Source organism: Mesorhizobium sp. M1403 (assembly GCF_040317695.1).
Lineage (GTDB): Bacteria > Pseudomonadota > Alphaproteobacteria > Rhizobiales > Rhizobiaceae > Mesorhizobium.
Genome location: NZ_JAMYKY010000001.1, coordinates 781,231 through 803,687 on the forward strand (window position 1 = coordinate 781,231; position 22,457 = coordinate 803,687).

20 protein-coding genes and 3 pseudogenes are annotated in these 22,457 nt (G+C 62.3%); 14 read left to right on the forward strand and 9 right to left on the reverse strand.

Annotated features, from left to right (window positions below):
• Positions 1–297 precede the first annotated feature (297 nt).
• Complete coding sequence (locus NKH01_RS03895; protein ID WP_353019049.1) at positions 298–1,350, reverse strand: GlxA family transcriptional regulator; 1,053 nt, start codon at positions 1,348–1,350, stop codon at positions 298–300.
• A gap of 200 nt (positions 1,351–1,550) precedes the next feature.
• Between NKH01_RS03895 and NKH01_RS03900 the strand changes: the two genes are divergently transcribed.
• The 6 genes from NKH01_RS03900 (at position 1,551) to NKH01_RS03925 (ending at position 7,048) form a co-directional block, all read left to right on the forward strand.
• Positions 1,551–2,360, forward strand: a complete 810-nt coding sequence (locus NKH01_RS03900) for a tetratricopeptide repeat protein (protein WP_353019051.1) — start codon at positions 1,551–1,553, stop codon at positions 2,358–2,360.
• Complete coding sequence (locus NKH01_RS03905) at positions 2,342–2,887, forward strand: tetratricopeptide repeat protein (RefSeq protein ID WP_353019053.1); 546 nt, start codon at positions 2,342–2,344, stop codon at positions 2,885–2,887. The genes NKH01_RS03900 and NKH01_RS03905 overlap by 19 nt, the downstream gene beginning before the upstream one ends.
• Before the next feature lie 538 nt (positions 2,888–3,425).
• Positions 3,426–5,156 carry a tetratricopeptide repeat protein gene (locus NKH01_RS03910; RefSeq protein WP_353019055.1) on the forward strand — a complete coding sequence of 577 codons (1,731 nt, stop codon included), beginning with the start codon at positions 3,426–3,428 and terminating at the stop codon, positions 5,154–5,156.
• A gap of 277 nt (positions 5,157–5,433) precedes the next feature.
• Positions 5,434–5,712, forward strand: a complete 279-nt coding sequence (locus NKH01_RS03915) for a type IV toxin-antitoxin system AbiEi family antitoxin domain-containing protein (RefSeq protein ID WP_353019057.1) — start codon at positions 5,434–5,436, stop codon at positions 5,710–5,712.
• Between the two features lie 945 nt (positions 5,713–6,657).
• The gene (locus tag NKH01_RS03920) at positions 6,658–6,825 is read left to right on the forward strand and encodes a DUF1127 domain-containing protein (RefSeq protein ID WP_502905926.1); all 168 of its coding nucleotides are present in this window, start codon (positions 6,658–6,660) and stop codon (positions 6,823–6,825) included.
• Positions 6,826–6,829: 4 nt separating this feature from the next.
• Complete coding sequence (locus tag NKH01_RS03925; RefSeq protein ID WP_353019059.1) at positions 6,830–7,048, forward strand: hypothetical protein; 219 nt, start codon at positions 6,830–6,832, stop codon at positions 7,046–7,048.
• Positions 7,049–7,267: 219 nt separating this feature from the next.
• Here the strand turns inward: NKH01_RS03925 and NKH01_RS03930 are convergent, their stop codons facing one another.
• From NKH01_RS03930 to NKH01_RS03950, 5 genes and pseudogenes are all read right to left on the reverse strand, one after another.
• Positions 7,268–7,975: a response regulator gene (locus NKH01_RS03930; RefSeq protein ID WP_353019060.1), complete on the reverse strand. Its 708-nt coding sequence runs from the start codon at positions 7,973–7,975 to the stop codon at positions 7,268–7,270.
• A 69-nt stretch (positions 7,976–8,044) separates the two neighbouring features.
• Complete coding sequence (locus NKH01_RS03935) at positions 8,045–11,734, reverse strand: PAS-domain containing protein (RefSeq protein WP_353019062.1); 3,690 nt, start codon at positions 11,732–11,734, stop codon at positions 8,045–8,047.
• Between the two features lie 296 nt (positions 11,735–12,030).
• Positions 12,031–12,180, reverse strand: a pseudogene (locus NKH01_RS35260) (transposase); the annotation flags it as partial.
• Positions 12,150–12,413 carry a hypothetical protein gene (locus NKH01_RS03945; RefSeq protein ID WP_353019065.1) on the reverse strand — a complete coding sequence of 88 codons (264 nt, stop codon included), beginning with the start codon at positions 12,411–12,413 and terminating at the stop codon, positions 12,150–12,152. The pseudogene NKH01_RS35260 and the gene NKH01_RS03945, both read right to left, overlap by 31 nt.
• 162 nt (positions 12,414–12,575) lie before the next feature.
• Positions 12,576–12,872 (reverse strand): nickel-binding protein, encoded by a 297-nt coding sequence (locus NKH01_RS03950; RefSeq protein WP_353019066.1) that lies wholly within the window; start codon positions 12,870–12,872, stop codon positions 12,576–12,578.
• 251 nt (positions 12,873–13,123) lie between these two features.
• Here NKH01_RS03950 and NKH01_RS03955 point away from each other — a divergent pair.
• The 6 genes and pseudogenes from NKH01_RS03955 to NKH01_RS03980 form a co-directional block, all read left to right on the forward strand.
• A pseudogene (locus tag NKH01_RS03955) lies at positions 13,124–13,261 on the forward strand (winged helix-turn-helix domain-containing protein); the annotation flags it as partial.
• A gap of 848 nt (positions 13,262–14,109) precedes the next feature.
• Positions 14,110–14,802, forward strand: coding sequence for a hypothetical protein (locus NKH01_RS03960; RefSeq protein ID WP_353019068.1), 693 nt, complete (start codon positions 14,110–14,112; stop codon positions 14,800–14,802).
• A gap of 379 nt (positions 14,803–15,181) precedes the next feature.
• Positions 15,182–15,889: an alpha/beta fold hydrolase gene (locus NKH01_RS03965; protein ID WP_353019069.1), complete on the forward strand. Its 708-nt coding sequence runs from the start codon at positions 15,182–15,184 to the stop codon at positions 15,887–15,889.
• Positions 15,890–15,963: 74 nt separating this feature from the next.
• Complete coding sequence (locus NKH01_RS03970) at positions 15,964–16,944, forward strand: DMT family transporter (protein ID WP_353019070.1); 981 nt, start codon at positions 15,964–15,966, stop codon at positions 16,942–16,944.
• Positions 16,945–16,978: 34 nt separating this feature from the next.
• Positions 16,979–17,834 (forward strand): annotated as a pseudogene (locus NKH01_RS03975) (PLP-dependent cysteine synthase family protein); the annotation flags it as partial.
• A gap of 276 nt (positions 17,835–18,110) precedes the next feature.
• Positions 18,111–18,455 (forward strand): glutaredoxin, encoded by a 345-nt coding sequence (locus NKH01_RS03980; RefSeq protein WP_353019189.1) that lies wholly within the window; start codon positions 18,111–18,113, stop codon positions 18,453–18,455.
• Between the two features lie 495 nt (positions 18,456–18,950).
• On the opposite strand, the gene NKH01_RS03985 is transcribed toward NKH01_RS03980, so the two are convergent.
• Entirely contained in the window at positions 18,951–19,232 is a 282-nt protein-coding gene (locus NKH01_RS03985) for a pyocin activator PrtN family protein (RefSeq protein WP_353019072.1), read from the reverse strand.
• Positions 19,233–19,344: 112 nt separating this feature from the next.
• Between NKH01_RS03985 and dusA the strand changes: the two genes are divergently transcribed.
• Positions 19,345–20,322, forward strand: coding sequence for a tRNA dihydrouridine(20/20a) synthase DusA (gene dusA, locus NKH01_RS03990; RefSeq protein WP_353019074.1), 978 nt, complete (start codon positions 19,345–19,347; stop codon positions 20,320–20,322).
• Positions 20,323–20,331: 9 nt separating this feature from the next.
• Here the strand turns inward: dusA and NKH01_RS03995 are convergent, their stop codons facing one another.
• Complete coding sequence (locus NKH01_RS03995; RefSeq protein WP_352640859.1) at positions 20,332–21,036, reverse strand: TIGR02281 family clan AA aspartic protease; 705 nt, start codon at positions 21,034–21,036, stop codon at positions 20,332–20,334.
• 13 nt (positions 21,037–21,049) lie between these two features.
• The gene (locus NKH01_RS04000; protein ID WP_352640857.1) at positions 21,050–21,283 is read right to left on the reverse strand and encodes a DUF1289 domain-containing protein; all 234 of its coding nucleotides are present in this window, start codon (positions 21,281–21,283) and stop codon (positions 21,050–21,052) included.
• Between the two features lie 174 nt (positions 21,284–21,457).
• Here NKH01_RS04000 and NKH01_RS04005 point away from each other — a divergent pair, with 174 nt between their 5' ends.
• Positions 21,458–22,456, forward strand: coding sequence for a nicotinate-nucleotide--dimethylbenzimidazole phosphoribosyltransferase (locus NKH01_RS04005; RefSeq protein ID WP_353019191.1), 999 nt, complete (start codon positions 21,458–21,460; stop codon positions 22,454–22,456).
• The last annotated feature ends 1 nt before the right edge of the window (position 22,457 follow it).

Consider the following 22,457-nt stretch of genomic DNA (forward strand, 5'->3'; position numbering starts at 1 on the left):
ATGTCGCGTAGATTCGCCGATAGTCGCAGGACCCCCTGGAAATCAAAGGAAGCTGATTGTAGCACGGCGAAATAGTTAAGTAGCGGCCTCACCAAATTTGTAGGTGACGTGCTCCCCGTTTTGTCCGCGTCTATAAGTTAGCCCTGTTCACGTTGTCCGGCTTCCCCAGAGCTGAATCCAACGCAACTGGCTTTCCTGACTTAGTCCGGACCTGCTCGTGAGCGTCAGATCGTCCGCGGTATGCGGGCGTAGGTAGCGCAGTTTATGTACGGCAAAGAACGGGGAACACCTGTGCGATCAGCCCGCCGCTGATCCCTTCAACATTCGACCTCCAGGTCGCGCATCCTGCGAACTCGACCGAATATAGTCGGGAATTCTGAACCGACGGCGGTAGTCACCGGGCGAGATGCCTGTCAGGCGCCGGAACAGGCGACTGAACGAGGAGGCGTCCTCGTAGCCCACCTCGCGACCGATCGCATCCACGGGGGCGGAGCCGGTCTCGAGCATCTGCTTCGCCTCCTCGATGCGCAGCGCCTGGACATAGGTAAGCGGCGAGTAACCGGTGGCCGCCTTGAACCGGCGGTCGAACGTGCGCTTGGGCAAGCCCGAAACGCGCGCCACCTCGGTGACGACATCCGTGCACTCGTAATTCTCCGCAAGCCAGTGTTGGCACTTGAGAACGAGTGCGTCGGCATGGATGACATTGACGGCCATGGACGCGTAGGGGAGCTGTCCGTCGCGGTGCCACTGATAGAGGAAGAACCTGGAAATGCGGATCGCTTCCTCGCCGCTGCCGTAGCGGGCGATGAGGAGGAGTGCGAGGTCCTGCCAGGACGAAGCGCCGCCGCAGGAGATGATGTTGTGGCCGTCGCCGGTCTGAACCAGGATGCGGTCCTCGTGCAGCAGCACTTCAGGGAACTCCTGGCGGAACACTGGTACATGGCTCCAATGCGTCGTCGTCTCGCGGCCGGAGAGCAGCCCGGCCGCGGCCAGGACGAGAGAGCCGCCACAGGCGGAACAAATTAAAGCGCCCTTTTCGTGCATCTTCGCGACCCAATCGATGATCCGGCGATCGAGGGCGTGAAGCTCCTCGGGCGTGAACACCACCGGGTTTGGCACGAAGACGATATCCGTCTGCTCGATGTCGTCGATCGAGTCCTGCGGAATAATGCTCACACCGGTGATTAGCTCGAGCGGTCCGTGCTCGGCCGCGACAATGCGCGGCTCGAAGAGCGGCTCGCCGGGCGGAAGCTTGGAAAACCTCCCCGCCGCCCAGAGCGTGTCGAAGACGCCGTAGATGATCGAGGGATCGCATTCCCGAAAGACAACGATGCTAACGCGCTTCGGCACCGATTGTCCTCCGGCTTGGCCCATCTCGCATGGTTCCGGCTATTCTGCCTCTCTCGCGCGCGCCGCGCCACGACTATTTTCCCGCCCGATGTCCCAAGGGCACGATCTGACAGCGAACAACAGAGCCGGCCTCCGGACAGATGCTGGCGCAAGCTCGCTGCATTCGTCCTGGCGTCGAACCATTTACAAGGAGACCCGAAATGATCACCGATTCACAAGGAAACGCGCTCTCCGGCGCGAGCTCGGAGGCAGCCGAATTCTTCTGTCAGGCCGTCGAAGCCTTTAATACCTATCGCGGCGATCCGGTTGGTTTGCTTGACAGCGCGATCGAGACCGCGCCCGATTTTGCCATGGCGCACATCATGAAGGCGCATCTCTTCGGCCTCGCGACCGAGCCGGAGGCAACCAATGAGGCGAAAGCGATCCTCGGCAAGGCGAAGACCATGCTGCTCTCGGACCGCGAGGCGTCTCACGTCGCGGCGCTCGACATTCTCCTCAAGGGCGAGTGGACCTCCGCAGCAATCGCGCTCGACCGGCACAATGCCGACCACCCGCGTGACATCGTGGCGTTACAGTCGGGTCACCTGATGGATTTTTACCGCGCCAGTTCGCGCGGCTTGCGCGACCGGATCGCGCGCGTGCTGCCGAAATGGTCGGCGGAAACGCCCGGCTATTCGATCCTGCTCGGGATGCATGCGTTCGGTCTCGAGGAGACCGGTGACTTCGGCCGGGCCGAAGAGGCCGGTCGCCGCGCACTCGACCTTCAGCCGCTCGACTGCTGGGCTCATCATGCCGTCGCACATGTCATGGAGATGCAAGGCCGTGCCGAAGACGGCATCGGCTGGATGATCGCGCGGGAGCCGCACTGGTCGGGCGACGACAATTTCTTCCGGGTCCACAACTGGTGGCACCGTTCGCTCTGCCATCTCGATCTTGGCCAGGCTGATGAAGTTCTCGCGCTCTACGACGACCGATCCGGCAGGACCGCAGCATGGTCGCGCTCGACATGATCGACGCCTCGGCGCTGCTGTGGCGGCTTTATCTGTCGGGCCACGACGTCGGTGACCGCTGGCAGGAACTGGCGGCAGCCTGGGACAGCCATGCCGACGGTCGCACCTATCCGTTCAACGACTGGCACGCTGTGATGGCCTATCTCGGCGCTGGCCGCACAAGGGAGGTCGAGCGGATCGCCTCGGGCTTCCGCACGGCAGGCGGTGTGGCGGAAATCGGCGAATGGGGCCGCAAAACCGCCCTGCCGCTGGTCGAAGGTTTCTCGGCATTCTGGCGCGGCGACTATGAAGCGGCGGCGGGGTTCCTCCATAGCGCACGTTCCATCGCCAATTCCTTTGGCGGCAGCCACGCCCAGCGCGACATCATCGACTGGACCCTGACCGAAGCGACGATACGGGGCGGCCTCACCGGCATGGCTGAAGCACTCGCCAGCGAGCGCCTGGCGTTGAAGCCCCACAGCCCGGTCAACAAGTCCTTCCTGCGTCGTGCCCGCGAGAACCCGGTGCCTGAACAGAAGGCGGCCTGAGCGATGTCTATGTTCCTGCAACCCCTCTTCGGACGCTGGCGGGCCATGCGCAGGCGTCATCGCGCCGAACGCGACCTGCGCGACGCGCTCTTCGACCTTAACGACCATCTCCTGAGGGACGTGGGCCTTCGGCGTCCAGGAGCCGCCCGCGATCCCCAGACTATAGCGCATCCGGGAAGATTTCCCGGGGCATTCTAGCCGGGCGAGGCGGACGGGCGCCGTCAGGCAAGCATCCGTCGATCAACAGACTCGGTTCCCCGAACGGAGAACGCAGCCCACGGCACGGACACGAGGCGGTCCGGGCCTTCCCGTCCCTGCCATCAAAGCAAGTCGAAACGAAAGGAAAATGCCATGAAATTTGTCAGAACCGCCGCGGCGGGCGCCGGCCATGCGCTCCACTGGGAAGAGCCTGCCCGTTTCGCTCGGAACGTAGCCGAATTCGCCGCCAGCCTCGCCTGAGCGAAGCCACCCTTCAATGTCAACGACCCGCCATCGGCATGCTTCCGCGAGCGGGACTTCATTCAAAAGGACCAGAACAATGAAATTCAAATCGAACACTTCCCTGTACGCCATCGCCGGGGGACTGATACTGACCGCCTCCGTCTTCGCTGTCGCAGCTTCGGCGCACGAGGCCTCGCCGCCGAAAACCGAACTCTACAGGCCAGGCGTCGCCTACGCCGGGAACGCCGAGAGCCGCACCGCGAGCGTTCGGCCGCCGCTCTATGAAGGTCTGGGCGACATGACCATGCCCGTCACCACGCATAGCATCGATGCGCAGAGTTACTTCGATCAGGGCCTCCGGCTGACATGGGGCTTTAACCACGCCGAGGCCCGGCGTTCCTTCCAGGAGGCCCAGAGACTGGACCCGAATTGCCCCATGTGTTTCTGGGGCGAAGCATTTGCACTAGGCCCCAACATCAACGACGCCATGCGCGACGAGGCAGTGGCCCCTGCGCGCCAGGCAATCGATCGCGCCTTGGCGCTCAAGGAGAAGGCCACCCCTAAGGAGAGGGCGCTGATCGAGGCCCTTTCCAGGCGCTACGGCACGAGTCTGACGGCGAGCCGACTGCCGCTGGATCAAGCCTGGGCCGGGGCGTTGGGCGAGGTGGCCACGGCCCATCCCGACGACGCGGACGTGCTGGTGCTCTATGCCGAGGCGCTGATGAACCTGCAGCCCTGGGACTATTGGGAGGCCGACAGGGTGACGCCCAAGGGCCGCGGCGGCGAGATTGTCGCGGCGCTGGAGCGTGCGCTCGAGCTGGATCCGGACCATCTCGGAGCGGCGCACCTATACATCCATGCCGTCGAGGCCTCGGCCGATCCGGGCCGGGCGGAGGCCGTCGCTGACCGCCTGCGCGGCGCGGCACCGGCGGCGGGGCACCTCACGCATATGCCGGCACACCTCTATATGCGGATCGGACGCCACGGCGACTCCATCGCCGTCAACCATGACGCCATCGCGGCGGATGAGGCCTTCCTCGCGCAGGCCGGCGACGCGGCGAGCCCGCTCTACCGCTTCGGCTATTATCCGCATAACGTTCACTTCCTCATGGTTTCTGCCCAGATGGCCGGCGTGAAGGAGGATGTGATCGGCGCGGCGGAAAAGCTGGCGGAAATCACCTCCGACGAAGTCTCGCAGGAACTGGCCTGGGTGCAGGCGATCAAGACGGCTGCCTTCAGCGCCCATGCCCAGTTTAGCGACCCGGACACGATCCTCGCGCTGGCCGACCCCGGCGACCGTTTCCCCTTCGTGAAAGGCTATTGGCATTACGCCCGCGGCGTCGCCCATGCCTTCCGGGGTGACCCCGAGGCGGCATCTGCCGAGGCCGACGCCATCGGTCGGTTGATCGACGGGGCCGATCTGAGCGGGCTGGAGGGACAATTCCTGCCCGCCAGGGACGTGCTCGGCATTGCCAGACAGGTGGTACAGGCCCGTATCGCCCAGGCGCGGCACGACTACATCGCCGCCGAGCAGCAGCTCGCAGAGGCGATCCGCCTGCAGGACAGCCTCTCCTACACGGAGCCGCCCTACTGGTACTATCCCGTCCGGCAGACGCTCGGCGCCGTGCTGCTGCAGCAGGGTCGCGCCGATGAAGCCGTCGCGGCGTTCGAAAAGGCGCTTGCGGAAACGCCGCGTAACGGCTGGGCGCTTTGGGGTCTGCTCAAGGCCAAGGCTGCAGCCGGCAACGAGGATGTGTCCGCGACGGAAGCCGGGTTCAAGAAGGCCTGGCTGGGCAACGAAGCATTGCTCGATCTTGATCGTCTGTAGCGGCCGGAGCAGCGCATGTCGCGCGGCGCAATCGCGATGGCGCCGCGCGGTGACCGGCGTCTCCAACTCAAGCTCAACCAAGAGAATTCCGGTGAAGGGATTTCACCGGAGCCCCCGGGCACCGGCGCGGGTGCACGCTCGCTGTGCTATCCGACATCAGTTGAAGGATATCGGCCTGTCCAGGTCGGGGACAGCATTCACGGTCGCGGCGGGAACCGACAGCCAAGCGTCGGTGAACCCACCGTGCGAAAGCTCGAAGCGGCTGGCGACGGGGGTCATGGGCAGCGAGACGCATCTGGCGGCCCTTGCCACGACGGCGCTGATCCATGCTGCTGTTGCATTTGCCGGGACCATACGCTTCGCCGGCGTCCCTTCGTCGACATGCGTCTCTAGCTGCATTGACGGACGAAGCCGCCTGCAGCGCGGCGAAGTGCGGACCCGCGATTTCACCGACATCAGCATCCCACGGTGCTATCTCTCCCGGATGTGCGAGGAAGGGCTGCTCGTAAAGCTCGGCTATGGGCGGTATCGAGCCGCTGCGTTGAAGGCGGCCTGACATTCAGGCCGCGCCGACTTCGCCATAGGATCGCGCCGCTTCGATGACCTCGCCAATCCGGCCTTCGTGGAGGGCGTCGATCGGACGTGTGCCGCGGGGGCGAGGGACTGCTCGTGAAGGCCGGTTACCGGCCGCTATCGCTGCCGTCCTTCCGAAGGCCGGTTGTTCACGCTAGCAGACCGACAGCTTATGGCGTCCAAAAAAATCGATAGTGGACATTCGACTCGGTGGAACCGAGGTCTCGGGCTGATCTGACCGGAGCTTTGTGGGCGGAGCTCATGTCCGACAGTAGTCCTTTGCTCAACTATCGTTGCTGACCCGATCCGGACCTTCTTGTGGACAGATTGAGCGGCGAGCCTTGATTCCTCCGGGTTGACAGCACGGAACTGATTCGCAGAATTTTTGCCGAAGCAGAAGTTCGGCGGATTGCCTGGAAGACAAATCATCGACTTCAAAGGACGGGCGCCGGAGATGCCTTCCTCCAGCTACAACCTGCCTTAGACGTTCTGGCTAATCCGATCGCCGATGCCGTCATCTACTCGCTTGTACCGTCCCGCACCCTGAGGCGCGCTGGCTGAGTCCGCCGCGTCCCGAAGCTCGGCGGGCGGCTGATGTTCATGGAGCATGGCGGCGGAGAAACTCCGCTCCCGAGCACGCTGCAACGGCGTCTTGTCGGATTGTGGCTCCCAGTGCTGCCATCTGACGCGCGGGCCAGCGTGGCTGATCTCTGACGCCGGTTTCACCATCCAGCGCCAAGAAACAAGGCGGTTTCCCGCGCGACTCTGGCAGCTCGAAATTGACACCGCACGGGAAGCGCTTCTCGGCGCTGAAACAAACGAAACACATCGCGTTCTGTGTGGAAAAACGCCTGAAACAGGGATGGTTTAAATCCAATGGCACCGCTGCATCCCGCGGCGCCAATCATGGAGTGTTGCAATGTCGAGAATGCGAGCAGCTTACGACTCTTTTCGGAATTACCGGGTTCACCGTATGGCGGAACGGGCCCTTTCGGCAATGGACGATGCCCTCCTGAGGGACATCGGGATCAGCCGGTCCGAGATTGGCTTGGTGGTCCGCGGCTTGAAGCGCGGCCAAGAAGACAAGGCGGGCTGAAATCATGAAGCTTTCATTTACGCTCCCGCTACTGGCCTGTGCGAGCGTGGCCGCCCTTCTGGCGGCTCCCGCCGCCAATGCCCACGGCTCGGGTCTTCCGCACCGCCAAGCCAAGGCGGCGGCAGCGGTTGGAGACGATACGACAAGCGTCGAGCTGTTCGAAAACCTCGGTAGCCATTCCTATCCTCTCACCACCACCAGCCCGCTGGCGCAGGCCTATTAATTGTGGCGGCTGCGTACCAATCCCAGATCCCAGGTGTCGAGCAGGCAGGCTTGGCCTGCACGCCCGCCTTTCAGCGCCCAAACGTGATAGTGGAAGCTCAGCGCAACGCAGCTGAATCCCGAAACTCAGAGTTTGAGCGGGGCTATCCCTTGGAACCACCAAGTCGCAATACGTCAGCCGCAAGGGCTGAGGCGCTGGTCCACCCAGGCGGCGGCGCGCTCAAGAGTAGAGGTAACCCATGCCGCGGATCGTCCTGATCACCTCCGGCTTGGAGGGATCGACCTCGATTTTCTTCCGCAGGCGCGAAACGCGAATGTCGATGCTACGATCGAAAGGATCCCATCCGCGGTCATGGGCGAGTTCGAGCAGTTGATCGCGGTTGAGTACTCGTCCGCGATGTTCGCTGAATACTTTCAGAAGCCGGAACTCCATCGGGGTGATCGCTATCTCGAACCCCTCGGCGTTGTACAATTTGTGTGCGCCCGGGTCGAAGCGGCACTTGCCGAACTGGACCTGGTGGCCCGGAGTGCTCGCTTTCTCCGTAGCCCTTTCGCTCGCCGACGTTCTGCGCAGCACGGCCTTCACCCGCGCCAGCAGCTCCCGCAGGTCGACCGGCTTCGCGACATAGTCGTCGGCGCCAATCTCCAATCCGACAACACGGTCGACGATTTCCGCCGATCCGGTCAGCATGATAATGGCAACGTCTGAGTGCTCTCGTAGATATCGCGCCAGGGAGAGGCCATCCTCACCTGGCATTCGGATATCCAATATGACCACATCGACGTGCTGGCTATCGACAAGTTCACGCAGAGCAGGCCCCGCGTTGGCCGGCGTCACGGCGTAGCCATGATGCTCCAGATATTCCGCTACCGTGTCGCGGATATCCGGTTCGTCATCGCAGACAACTATATGTGCGTGCGTCGTCAAAATCGACCACCGAGCAACTAGCCTAATGGATAAGTTGCCCCTAAAGTGACGTGCAAATCAACGCATCTGTCAAGTATTGTTGTTGACCAGATTCGAGACAAACGAACGGAGCTCGTTAGGTTTGATCGGTTTCTCAAGATAGGGCCGTTTCGCGGCGCGCAGGAACATCTGCGCGTCCGGGCTAATCGTGTCCCCCGTCAGGAAGGCTAACCTGTCGAGCTCGGCCGGATGGAGCTTGGCAATCTGGTTGAACAATCCCCGTCCATCCATGTTCGGCATTTTCAGATCGCTCAGGATCAGCGCGAAAGTGCGGTTCTGGAGGTGCAGCAGCGCTTCTTCGCCGGATCTGGCAATGGTGACCTTGAAACCATCTCGCCTGAGCACCTCAGCAACCAGCTCACCTACTTCCTCTTCGTCCTCCACCACCAGACAGGCAATGCCAGTTGAATTCGGGACTTCGTCTTCGGCCGTTTCGGCTCGTTCGTCGAGACGGTCCGAAGCAGGCAGCGAAAGTATGAAGGTCGAGCCACCCCCCTCGGGGGATTCGGCCTCGATGGTTCCTCCATGGGAATGAACGATCCGATGGCAGAAGGACAGCCCGATCCCAGTCCCGGCCCCAATCTCTTTCGTCGTGAAGAACGGCTCGAAAATGCGGGGAAGTATCTCTTTGGGAATTCCCGGACCCGTGTCGGCAACGCGGACCATTATGTTGCCGGTTTTGGGATGGAGCCGCGTTGAAACCGTGATTGCCCGTCGCCCTTCCCAGCCGTGCAGCGCTTGTTCTGCATTGATAAGCAAATTGATCAGTACCTGGCCAAGCTGGTCGGGATCCGCCCAGATCGGGGGAAGACCAGGTTCAAGATGAACTGAAAGCCCGATGTCCGACGATCGAATCGAATAGCTCGCCACTTCAACCGCTTCGGAAATAATGTCATCGATCGCAACGTTTGAGGTTCGCGTCGGCTGCTGTCTGGCCATCGCCAGGAAAGTCTTGACGATCCTGGCGCAGCGTTCGGCTGCCTTGCTCATCTTGTCGGCGCGTTCCACGACCTTGGCGTCGGTTGCGGTCTCCTTCAACAGCGACGACAGGCCAAGCACCACCGAGAGCGGATTATTCAGCTCATGCGCTACCCCCGCCAGCAGTCCACCGAGGGCCGACATTTTTTCGTTCTGATGCAGCGTCTCGCGCTGTCGCTCTAATTCCTGCTGCATTTCGAGACGGTCGGTGAGATCGTAGGTGTGGGAAACAATCACCTTCTCACCGCGGTAATCGATCAGTCGTGACGAGATCGAGCACCAGCAAGTTCCACCGTCCTTGCGTTTGAGCTGGGTTTCGAAATCGTCGACCGACCCCGTCGCGAGCAGCCGCTCAACGTATCGCATCCGCTCTGAAGGATCGACATAGTAGTCGACGGCGCTGGTGATGTCGCCGAGCAACTCAACGGTGGCGGGACTGCGGTAGAGCAGCTTCCCGTCATGCGCGCGGGTCATCTGGATGTTAACGGGGCATGCTTGCAGGACTTTACGGACCAGTTCATCCGCTTCCTTGGCGGCCTCCTCGGCTCGCTTGCGCTCTGTAATGTCGACACGGGTGACCACGAACCCGCCTTCGCGGGTCGGACAGTTCGAGACGAAAAACCAACCCCCGTCTGTATGACGGAATTCCTGTTGCCGGAACTCGCGGCGGTCCCTTGCCCTCTCGGCAAGCCAGTCGTCGATCTTATCCCGTGGAACCGGAAACTGGTTGCGCTCTGCGGTCACGCGGAGGAACTCGAACCAGTTCACTCCGGGAACGAGCACATCCGCGCTTATCGCGTGCATCTGGCGGTACCTGCTGTTGGCCAGCACAAGGCAATCGTTCTTGTCGTACAGGGCAAACCCTTCGGCCAGGGATTCGATCGCGTCGATCAGCCGCTCGTTTGCTTTGCGCGTTTCTTCCTGGGCGGTGATCATGTCGGTGATATTCGTCGTGTTCGAGACTATCACCTGCCTTCCCTGGAAATCGATCAGGCGAGCGGAAACGGAAGCCCAGAAGGCCTTGTCCTCGGTGTCGTACTGCTGGACCCGAAAATCATCGATCCTGCCCTTTTCGATCAGGGTGCGCTCCAATATTGCGCTATAGTTGGGATCGACATAGTGGTCGGTTATTTGCGGGCGGTCGGCGTAGAGCTCTCTGGTAGCAGGATTGCGGTAGAGCGTTTCTCCCTCGAAAGTGGTCATCCGTATCGGCGAAGGGCAGGCATCGAGCACCTTTTGCAGCAGTGCCGTGGCGTCGCGCTCGACAGCCTCGGCCTTCTTGCGCTCGCTGATGTCGGCGCGCGTTACCACGAAACCGCCAAGATCGGTGCGATGTATCGAGACCGAGTGCCATTTGCCGTCGGAGAGAGGTACCTCGAAATGGGAATGGAACTCGATCCGGCCTTGGGTCCGCTCGTCGAGCCACTCATCCTCGCGCCCAACCGCATTGCGGTACACGCCGCGCTCGGCGGATTCGCGAAGGAGTTCGTTCCATTCCACGCCCGGTTCACAGAGATCCCGCACCGGATGGTTCAACTCGCGGTAAAGACTGTTGCACATGACCAGCCGGTGATCTTCGTCATAAAGTGCGAATCCCTCGGAGAGTGATTCAACGGCGTCTGCGAGCATCTCGCGCGCCGCAGCGACTTCGCCATCACGCTTCTTCTGCTTGGTCACATCGGCGATGCCGGCGAGAACCACTCGCCGGCCCTGAAACTCGCCGATCCTGAGATTGCCGGTGGCCCAGAACTCTTGCCCGTCAGGTCTTTTAAGAAGCACCTCGCAATTTTCGACGACGCCCTTTTGCATGAGCTCTCGATTGATTTCGCGGTGTTTCTCGGGGTCGACAAAGTAGTCGCCGAGCCGCACTGTCTCGCGTCGCGCTTTTTTGCTCCATCCAAGCAGCCGTTCGGCAGCATTGCTCTGGTAGATGAGTTCCCCCGAACTCGCGTCGTTCATCCATACCGGCAATGGATGATGCTTGATCAGGAAACCGAACAGGTCCTCGCGCTGCTTCCGTGCCGTGATGTCCAATACCCCGATGATGAGCGAGGGGCGCCCGCCATAAACGCCGCGACGGCAGTTGGTCGAGCACCAGACGGTCGATCCGCTTGTGTTTCTAAGCGGGATTTCGTGATCCCGCACGATCTCGCTGTTGCTGGCGAGAGCACTGATTTCATCGAATTCGCCAGTATTCACGAAATGATCCGTCAGGAATTGCGGTTCGTTTGGCGTCCATTTTCGGCCAAGCAGGTTCGACGCATCGAGGCTTTCGTAGAGGATCTGCCCGCTTCCCGCGTCCACCACCCAAACGGGCAACGGGTGACTGTCGGTGATGCAGCGGAATATCTCCGCTTTTTCCTGGTGCGCGATCTGCGCTCGCTTCATCTCGGTAATGTCGACGCTTACCAGGGCCATGCCGCCATCCAACCGAAGATGTGCCGTGAGCAACTTCCACCGCCCATCCAATGTCTCAGCTTCAACTGGACCCTTGTCGATTTGCATCCATCGCGTTGCGGCGCTTTCAGCGAACGCGTTGCCGGGCTCGACGGGGCGGCCGTCGAAACTTTTCAGATACGAGAGGGCTTTGGCGACTGCGGCAATGGCATGCATCGGCTGCATCTCGCCGCGGTCGAGCCACTGGCTTCCGAATATTTCCGGATTGCTACCAACGAGGAGATTGTTGGCGTCAAAGAGGGCATACCCTGTGTGTGTGGATGTGACCGGATTATCAGGCCGCATAGTCGTTCCTTTGTTGGCGTGATCCCGAGGGAGGATACTAGACCCTCTTTGTTTCAGCACACATTCAGACGCTGCGTGATTTGTTTCAACTGTTTCGGCGCGTGGGAGTCTTCGCCGGCGCTGACGTGAAAACGAAACTCTATCCATGCTCCAGAAAAACGGCCGAAACACGAATGGCCTAGTACTACAGTTGCGGGTGTCGATGCCGTTTGTAGTGACAGATGGTGGCCGCAGCCTGATGTCGTCGTTTCGTTCGGTTTGCTCCATGCGCTGCGGCGAAGATCAGCCGATAGCTTCGAGAGGAATGCCAGGGCGGCCATGCACAGGCTCATGTGGCGATGCCATCCATGCCAGGACCGAGCCTCGCAATGATCAAGTCCGAGATCATCCTTGGCGCGCTCAAAGCACTCCTCGATCACCCAGCGCAGGCCGGCCACTGCCGCCAATTCGCGCTTGAGCTGAACATCCAGTTCTGACGGTCGTCGGTGGCGACATCGCAACCCACGTAGTGGCGCAGATACCAGTTCACTTCATCGGGATTGTCGGTTTCGAAATTGAAGCGGATTAACCGACTGGGGTCGAGGCCATGTTTCCGGGCGACGCCGGCCCAGTCCTCCGGCGTATCGAGATCGGTGACGCGATACGTGAAGGAAGCGCCCGGCCTGTAGGCCCGGGGCAATGGAAGGAGCGGCTTTCATTCGGTTCTGAGATGTGCGCCCAGCGGCATACGTATCTGCATGGTCCATTCTCCGTTGCTTCGTTCAGGTGCCAAGGGCGGTCTCCGCGCTAGGGGTGAGCGCGGAGCCGTTGCTAGGTGTCCGTACGCGATTAACGGGCGCCGTCAGGCGGCCGTCTTCTCGGGGTCGGCGCGGATGACGACCGTGTCGATGATCGGCAGGATCTCGGCGGCCGGCATGCCGACGCGGGCGGCGTGCTCTTTGATCGATTCGGGATCGCTTGCCTGGTAGATGCAGACGGTGCCGACACGACCGTCGGCTTCGTGCACGACGTAGCTGCGGATCCAGCGGATGCGATCGGGCATTTCCTCGTTGCCGATGCGCGCCGACTTCGCTCCGGCCTTTTCGAGTTCGCCGAGGTTTGCCCAGGCGCTGGGGCGGCGGATGGCATACATATCCATTGTGGTTCTCCGTGATTGGGTACTTGTCCGGCAGCTCGGCTGCCCGTCACAGCGGCGTTTCCGCAGCGATTTCTGTGGTATAGGAGGGAGTCGGGTTTGCGTCCTTACGCCGACCTGAGCATTTGCTGATCTTGACCTGATTGAGCGAGCGACCGGAGATCTCCGTGGGGTTTGAATTTGGTCCGTTCCGGCTCGACGAGCCGGGTCGCATCTTGTGGCTGGCCGAGCGCGAAGTCCCGCTGCAGCCACGGGTGTTCGATCTGCTCGCCTACCTGATCCGCGGCCGCGAGCGGGTCGTCTCGAAGGATGAATTGCTCGATGCGCTCTGGCCCGGAGTGACGGTGACCGACAATTCGCTGCAACGGGCGGTCAGCTTGCTGCGTAGCGCGCTGCGCGAAGGCGGCATGGAAGATGCGGTCCGGAATTATCCTCGCGCCGGTTATCGCTTCTGCGTCGTTGCGAACGACGAAAGCGCAGACCAGGCAGCGGCTGTCGGCGCCGTTCGCTCACGCCATCCAATCCATGCCGCGAGGCAAGCCGCGGCCGCGCAACGCTGGGACGATGTCGTCGCTTTGTATGCCGACACCGGCGCTGACGCGTCTCTGGCGGCCGAAGACCTTGATCGCTGGGCCGCAGCGCTGCAGTCCCTGGGCAGGCCGGCCGACGCGATTCCGCTGCTGGTTCGCGCCGTCGCCGCGCATACCGAGGCCGGTGCCGACGATCCGGCCGCTGCCGCCGCCGTAACGCTATCGGTGATTCACTTCGAGCGTGGTGAGGTTGCCGTCTGCAAGGGTTGGGCCGCGCGTGCAAGGAGCCTTATCTCGGGCGATCCAGACTCCCTCGCTACCGGCCGCGTGCTTTGGCTGGAGTCGCGTATTGCCGCTTTCGACGGCGACCAGCGGCAGGCTCTCGGATTGGCTGAGGCCGCCTACGAATTCGGCCAGCGGCTGGGTGATGTGACGTCAAAGGTCCTGGGCCTGATGTACCGCGGCTTCTATCGCCTCAGCCTGGGCGACACACGCGGCGGTCTGGCCGATCAGGATCATGCAGCGGCGATCGCCCTGTCGAGCAAGGTGGATCCGATCACCGGCGGTGTTCTCTACTGCAATATTCTGTGGGCTGCCGCACTTTTGGAGACTGGGCACGGGCGAACCAGTGGACGATCGGCTATCAGCAATTCTGCAACGACAACAGCATGGGGTTCTCGGGTTCGTGCCAGCTGCATCGAGCCGAGGTATTGGGCATTCGCGGGTCGCTGCACGATGCCCTGGTTCACATCAACGATGCCTTGGCGCGCCTCGGCGACGATGCGCCGTGGGCGCTTGCCGACGCCTTTCGCGTGCTTGGCGATATCCACCACGCCATCGGCGATATCGATGCGGCTCAGGCCGCCTACGAGAAATGCTATGCGATGGGGTGGAGCCCGGAGCCCGGACAGGCCATGCTGCTTCTGGAACAGGGGGATGCCAACGCCGCCTATGCCAGCCTCGAGCGCGGTCTCATCGGGCAAAGCTGGTGGACCCTGCAGCGGCAAGGCATCCTGCTCGCCCATCTGGCTGTGGTCGCGGTGCATGCCGGCCGATTGGACGATGCACAGGCGCTGATCGACGATCTGTCGGGCCAGGACGAGCGCTGGCCGATGCCCTCCATCCGTGCGTTGACCAACGAAGCTGCGTCGCTGCTTGCTCGGACGCGCGGCAATGCCAGCGAGGCGCTTCGTCATTTGTATCTGGCGCGCCAGCTATGGACGAGCGTTGAATCGCGCCTGCATGCTGCGCGCTTGCGGTTGCAGATCGCTGACGTCCAACTGGAACTCGGCGATCAACGAAACGCTGGCGCCGAAATACGAGCAGCGATTGCCGCAGCCGATGAACTCGGCTCGGAGATGCTGCGGCGGCAGGGCCGGGAACTCCAGCGGAGACTTGTCTAGCCCGTGGGCCGCCAATGCCTATCGCTCGTCGCTTGTGTGTCAGTTACCCGATACAAAACGCTCGAAACAGAAATACTTGAGCCATCTCTCTGACATTCGGCCGAAACCGGGCCGGTTTTACCGTGCGTCCGACAATAACGGCGAAACGGTTCAGACCATGTATGGCGAGTCATTCCAGAATCCTCAGGTAGCGGAGATCGGTTCCGGCTTGGGAATGCATCCCAATGCTGCGGGTCGGGGCTTCCTGAAAGTCGAAGCAGCCTCGATTGAGTATAAGGAGTGCGGCAGCGGCCCTACTGTGGTGCTCGTGCCCGGCTCATGCAGCACTGGAGCCGCCTAGCGTTCGGTGGTTTCGCATCTGGGCGATGGCTTCCGCTGAGTGACGACCAGCCTGCTCGGCTATGGTGAAACGGACGAACGCCGGACGATGGCCGACGCGTCGATCGATCATGAATGCCATGTCGTCGAACAGGTTATCAAACGGGCTGGCGGCCGCGTCCACCTGGTTGGCCACTCATTTGGAGGGCTGGTGGCCCTCGCGGTCGCTCTTCGAGGTCACGCTGCACTGGCGAGCCTAACCATCCTCGAAGCGCCGGCAGTCGGCTTCCTGCGCGGCGAAGGCGACGAGAACCATTATCGCGATTTCATTAATCTCACCGACAGCTACTTCCGCTCATATCGGAACGGCAACCGGGAAGCGATCGCAGCCATGATCGATTTCTACGGAGGTCCCGGCACATTCGATTCGTGGCCCCACCGGGTTCAGTCGCATGCCATTGAAACGACTGAGGTCAACATGCTTGACTGGACTGGCGCCTATGCATTCACGCCTTCCAACGCCGCTCTGTTAGCCCTTGCCGTACATACTGAGATCATCGTGGGCGCAATGAGCCGTCGAGCCGTGCAGCGGGCAAACGAGGCGGTGATGCACCGCATTCCAGGCGCTGTTATGTGGGAGATCGAGGGTGCCGCGCACTTCATGATCGCCACTCATCCCAAGCAGGTTGCCAAGATCATATCGGCTCGTGTCGATGACGCTGACCGGCGTGCAGCCACGAATGGTAAGCTAAAGATCAGCCAGCGGTAAGGACTTGCTCCGCCAACCGCGGCTATCCCTCAACAGTCATTTCAACGAACCGAGTGCACCGGATCCGAGCCGTCATGTCCTCACGCGACCCAAGCCTCCTGTCCACCGTTGCTGTCGTAGACGTCGCAGCTTTGACTGGTGGCGGAGATGCCGGCCAGACTTCATTGCGGCAGGCTACGGCGTCTGACCTGGGTGGCTACCTGTCGGGGCTCGGCGCCGCCGCCATCTGGAGCGGCTGGTGGACCGTCACCCGCTCCGGTGTGGCCGACGGACTTTCTGCAGCTGATCTGGCGGCGGTTCGGTTCGGCATCGCTGGCCTCGTGCTGCTCCCGCTGGCCTGGCGCTCCCGACAGGCGGTCACTCGTGTTGCGCCATCGTTATTGCTCTTCATGGCGATCGGCGCTGGTGCTCCCTATGCGCTGGTCGCCGGCACCGGCGTCATGCTGAGTTCAGCCGGAGTGGGTGGTGCGATCACCGTCGGACTGCTGCCGGTCTTCACCTTGATCTTGTCCATGCTGATTCTGCGCGAGCGGGCGAACAAGCGGATGGCTGCCGGCATCGGATGCATCCTCGTCGGGGCGGCATGCGTCGCGGCTGGGGCATGGGACGCTGGCGGAAACCGATGGGGCCTGCTCTTCTTTGTCGCCGGCGCCCTGATGTGGGCGGGCTATACGATGTCGATGCGGCGGGCTGGCTTGCTGCCGCAGACGGCCGCTTCGGTGGTCTGCGTCGCATCGCTTGTGTTCTATGTCCCGGTCTGGAGCTTCACAGGCGGCCCTGAGCGACTGCTAGCGGCTGTTCCTGGCGACCTGCTGTTCCAGGTGCTCTACCAATCGCTGCTTTCGGCGATCGGTGCGCTCTTCTGCTTCGGCCGGGCCGTCGAGCGCCTCGGCGCGACGCGTGCCTCTGTTTTTGCCGCGATCGTTCCGGCGTTTTCAATGGTGATTGCCGTCGTGCTGCTCGGGGAGTCTCCGAGCACCATCGAGATCATCGGTTCGGCGCTGCTTTCAATCGGAGCGGTCGCTGCGGCGCGCAGTCGTCCCCCCAAAGGCTGACATGCTGAACATCCCCTCTTGAAAGGATCTTATGATGTCCATCCATGACTCGATACTCGACACCATCGGCAACACTCCGATTGTACGGCTCCACCGCCTGTCGCCGGAAGGCTTCGAACTGTTCGCCAAACTCGAGGCATTCAACCCGCTCGGCTCGGTCAAAGACCGGTTGGCGCTGGGTGTGATCGAAGCCGCCGAGCGCGACGGGCTTCTCAAGCCCGGCCAGACAGTGATCGAGGCGACAAGCGGCAATACGGGGATCGGCCTCGCGATGGTCTGCGCCCGCAAGGGCTATCCTCTGGTTATCGTGATGGCCGAAAGCTTCTCCGTGGAGCGCCGAAGGCTGATGCGCTTCCTTGGCGCGCGCGTGATCCTGACGCCGGCCTCCGAGAAGGGCACGCGAACTCGCGGCAGCGAATGGCTGGTTCTGGACCCGCCAGTTCGAGAACGAGGCAAACGCGGACGTCCACAGCCGAACCACTGCGCAGGAGATCCTGCGTGATTTCGGCGGCAGCGGACCGGACTACTTCGTGACCGGCGCCGGCACCGGCGGCACGTTGAAGGGCGTGGCGCGTGTGCTGCGGTCAGAAAGCCCTGCCACCCGAATCGTCGTCGCGGAACCCGAGAATGCACCGATGCTGGCTAGCGGCGTCGCTCAGAACCACCTGGATGACGGGACACCTGCCGAAAGCCATCCGCTATTTCGCCCGCATCCGGTGCAGGGCTGGTCTCCCGACTTCATTCCCCGCCTGACCGGCGATGCGATCGAAGGTGGATTTATCAACGCTATCCAGCCCGTGAGTGGCGCGGAATCATTGCGCCTCGCTCGCGAGCTCGCGCGGCAGGAGGGCATCTTCTGCGGCATCTCCGGTGGTGCGACTCTGGCTGCGGCGCTCGAGATCACCAAGATCGCTCAGAAGGGTAGCCGGATTCTGTTCATGGTTCCCGATACAGGCGAGCGCTATCTCTCGACCCCGCTATTCGAGGCGATCGGGCAAGAGATGGACCCCGAGGAACTGGCGATTTCAAACTCCACGCCGCTGGGTCGTTTCGGCCCTCAGCCGGCAAAGCCGGTAGCGGCAACGCTTGCGCGTGTCGAACCAGCGCCTGCCCGGGCTCGTGACTTCGTAGCAGAAACGATCGCCGACCCGAAGCAGCCGGTGGTGATGTTCGCACTTGAGTGGTGCGAATTCTGCTGGGCGGTTCGCCGGTTTTTCAAAGACATGGGTGTCCCGTTCCGCTCGGTGGATCTCGATGCAGTTGCCATGCAAAAGAGCGGCCTTGGTGGCGAAATCCGCAAGGAGCTACTGGCTCGCACCGGCCAACCAACGATCCCGCAGATCTTCGTCGGAGGCGTACATGTCGGAGGTGCCGTCGATGTCCTGGCAAAACACGACAGCGGCGAACTCGAGCCGCTGCTGCGCGCGGCTGGCGTTGTTCCGGCTGGCAAAACGGAATTAGTTGGGCGCAGCTATCTGCCCAAGTGGCTGGCGGCTCGCCCGGCAGCATAGTGTGGACTGCTTCGAACGGCGACGCGTCTGTCACTATAGGCATAAGGGCACAAATGTGACGTGTCCGACAGCGCGCTAGTTCGCCACGACGATCCTTTATCCTGCGTCATACAAATTGGATCTCGGCGACCGGCTAAGTACGGCCGCCGGGATTCGCTCGTCGACGGCGGCTGCTAATGAACTCGGCTCGGAGATTTTCCCACGCCAGTGCTGGGAACTCCAGAGCAGGCCTGGTTGGATCGGGGATGCCGTCAACACCGTCATCGGTCCGGCTTGCCGATGATTTGGTTCTGCTCAACATGGTGGCGATCAAACTCAAGCAGATCGTCCGAGCAATCCGCAAGGGTCGGTTCGCGACGCCCGTTGCATGAATGCCGATGGCAAAATCTGGCGCAACCGCGTCGGCCAGCGGGGTCGCTTGGATGTCGGCTTTCAGGAGCGGAAAAGGAGCCCTCAACGGCCGCGATGCGGCGCGAAGCGGACGCTTCGTCAGCACTACATCTGCATTTTCCAACCGCTCATCTGGGAAAACTCCCTCTGGGCCACCTGTCTGCGCTTATCAAGGTAGTCTGCCAAATCCTGCAAATGCACACCCTTGGCACATTTCTGACTTGCTTCTATTCGCATGAGCGGCAGGGCAATGTCGCCTGAACTGAGCTTGCGAAGAAATTTCGGGAGCGTCAGGTGCGAAAAGAAATCGCGACGGACCTCATCGAGCGGAATGATGGCCTTGCCATTGTATTGTGCCATGAGCAGAAAAGCGGTGTTGAGTGACATTGATGTTAGCTTTGAATAGAGTGAAATGAGTCACATACCATAGAGGCCGGCAATGTCAGTCTGTCCAGTCTCAGTGTGGTTTAAAAACTGTACATAAATGTTTGACAAATATATGAAATTCGCCATTGCCCCCATGATGGACTGGACGGACCGGCACTGCCGGTTCTTCCATCGCCAATTGACGCGCGAGGCGCTGCTCTACACCGAGATGGTGGTGGCAGATGCGGTCATCCACGGCGCGCGCGAGCGGCTGCTCGGCTTCGACGACAGCGAACATCCGGTGGCGCTGCAGCTCGGCGGCGCCGATCCGGGAAAGCTGGCCGAGGCGGCGCGCATCGGCGAAGCCTTCGGCTATGATGAAATCAACCTCAATGTCGGCTGTCCGTCCGACCGCGTCCAGTCGGGCACGTTCGGCGCCTGCCTGATGAAGACGCCGGTGCTCGTCGCAGCTTGCGCCGCTGCGATGAAGGCGGCGGTGAAAATACCGGTTACCGTCAAGTGCCGCATCGGCGTCGATGAGCAGGATCCGGAACCGGCACTCGATGCCTTGGCCGACGGTGTTTTCGCGGCCGGCGCCGACGCGCTGTGGGTGCACGCCCGCAAGGCCTGGCTGGAAGGTCTGAGCCCAAAGGAAAATCGCGACATCCCGCCGCTCGACTATGGCCGCGTCTATCGGCTGAAAGCCAGAAAACAAAACAAATTCATCGGCATCAACGGCGGAATTCAATCTCTCGCAGAGGCGCTGAGGCATCTCGACCATGTCGATGGCGCCATGCTCGGCCGCGCCGCCTATCACACGCCCGGGACACTGACTGGCATCGATGCCGCGTTTTACGGCGGCACAGCTGAGCCGTTCGATTTTGCCGCGCTGATCGATGCGATGGCAGACTACGCGGCACGCCATATCGAGCAGGGCGGCCGGCTGGGGCATGTCACCCGGCACATGGTCGGGCTGTTTCACGGCCTGCCCGGTGCACGCCACTACCGGCAGATCCTTTCCACCGAGGCGACAAAGCAGGGTGCCGGACCGCAGGTGCTCAAGGCGGCTTTCGCAGAAGTCGATTTCGGCAGGACGGCAGAGGCGGCCTGAGGAAAGAAGTTAATCCCGCAAAATCATGCGATCGCCACGGACGTCGAAGCCCGATAGCGAGCCGATGAAATTCATGCCGAGCAGGCTCTGGCCGAGCGTGCCGGGTGCGGCGATCATGATGGGCATGTCCTTGCGCACGATGCCGCCGATCGACAGCTCATCGGTTTTTACGGCGGCGGCGCGTGTCATGCCGTTGGCGGTAGAGATCGGAATGGTGAAGCGGAGAGCCGCCGAATTGAACCCGACCGCCAGTGCGTCCTCGGCGGTCAGCACGGTGCTGGTCGCGCCGGTATCGACAACCGTCAGGATCGGCGTGCCGTTGATCGTGACACGCGCTTCGAAATGGCCGTTGCCGGCCTTGTCCAGGGTGACGGTGGCATGGCCTTCGTCCACGCCCAGCGCCAGCGGACTGCCGGGAACGAGGCCGGCGGTGACGCGGCTGGCGAAATCCTGCAACTCATAGCGGTACTGATAGCCGGCGATCAGCGCCAGCACGATGGCACCCCAGGCGCCGAGGCTGCGGGCCATAGTGCCCAACGGCCTGCCCGATCTGAGCAGGCCGGCGCCGACGAGCGCCGCTAAAGCGCCAAGCCAGATCAGCTGGCTGAAATCGTAATTCTCAATGCCGAATGTGCTGCCGGCGGAATCGTTGAGCATGAGCAGGAGCACACCCGCCCCGATCGCGACGATCAGAATCCACAACAGTCGGTTCATCTCTGTGGCCGCTTCACGAGAGGGCGTCGCGTTCGCGTGCCATGCGGCTGCGACGGGTTTCCCGGCGGGGGCGTCGCTCGACCGTTTCCAGCCTTGCCGGCAGCTCGGCCATGACGCCGCGGCGGGTTTGTGGGGTCATGTCGATCCAGGCGGCGATTTCCTCGCGCGTGCGCCCGCAACCGAAACAGAAACCGGTTTTCATGTCGATCGAGCAGACCAGGATGCACGGGGATTCAATGGCCGTCATGAGGATTTCCTTGGCTAGCCTCCACATGGTGCAACGACAAAGTCAATGCAAGCCCTCCGGCGTGCGCCGCCAACAAGTGCTTTCGCGTCAATACCTCGAAGTTGTGCCGAGGTTGTGCCGGCTGGCCAAGGCGGCTATGCCGCTCACCAATTCACAGGGACGATCGCCATCGACATGACCAGCGCGCTGCCTTTCGACGATTTTCGCGAACTCCTGATGAGCCTGCCACCGGCAGATATGGCGGCCGAGGCCCACGTGCGCCAGTTGTTTGCCAAGGCAGACAAGCCCGAAGGCTCGCTCGGCCGCATCGAGGACGTCGCCGCCTGGCTCGCCGGCTGGAGCGGCCGCGCGCCGCCGGCGGTGACGCGGCCATTGGTGGCGATCTTTGCCGGCAATCATGGCGTCACCCGCCACGGCATTTCGCCGCGCCCCGCCGCCGCCACGGCAAATGCGGTCGAGCTCTGCGCCGCCGGCGGTGCAGCGATCAACCAGATCTGCATCGCCAACGATCTCGGCTTGAAGGTGTTCGATCTGGCTCTGCACATTCCAACAGCCGACATCACCGAGGACGCGGCACTGGACGAGCGCGGTTGCGCCGCCACCATGGCCTTCGGCATGGAAGCGATTGCCGGCGGCACCGACCTGCTTTGCCTTGGCGACCTCGGCGTCGGCAATTCGACTGTCGCCGCGGCTCTTTGCGCGGCCCTGTTCGGCGGCACCGGCGCCGACTGGGTCGGCCCTGGATCGGGGGCCAACGCAGCGATGCAGAGGCGCAAGGCGGAGGTGGTCGATGCCGCGATGGCGTTTCACGGCGCGAGCCTCAAGGATCCGCTGGAAGCGCTTCGCCGGGTCGGTGGACGGGAATTCGCAGCGATCTGCGGCGCCATTCTGGCGGCGCGGATGCAGAAGATCCCGGTGCTGCTCGATGGGTTTGCGGTGACCGCGGCCGCTGCCGCCCTATATGCCGCCAACCCCGCCGCGCTCGATCATTGTCTCCTCGCAAGCCTATCGCCGGAGCCGGGCCATGCCAAGGCCACCGAGCGCCTCGGCCTTCGCGCGCTGCTCGATCTGGGCGTCAGCCAGGGCGAGGGGGTAGGGGCGGCTCTTGCCGCTGGACTGGTCAAGGCGGCCGCGCTGACCAGCTCCGGCATGGCAGCCGCGGTCCGCGGTTAAG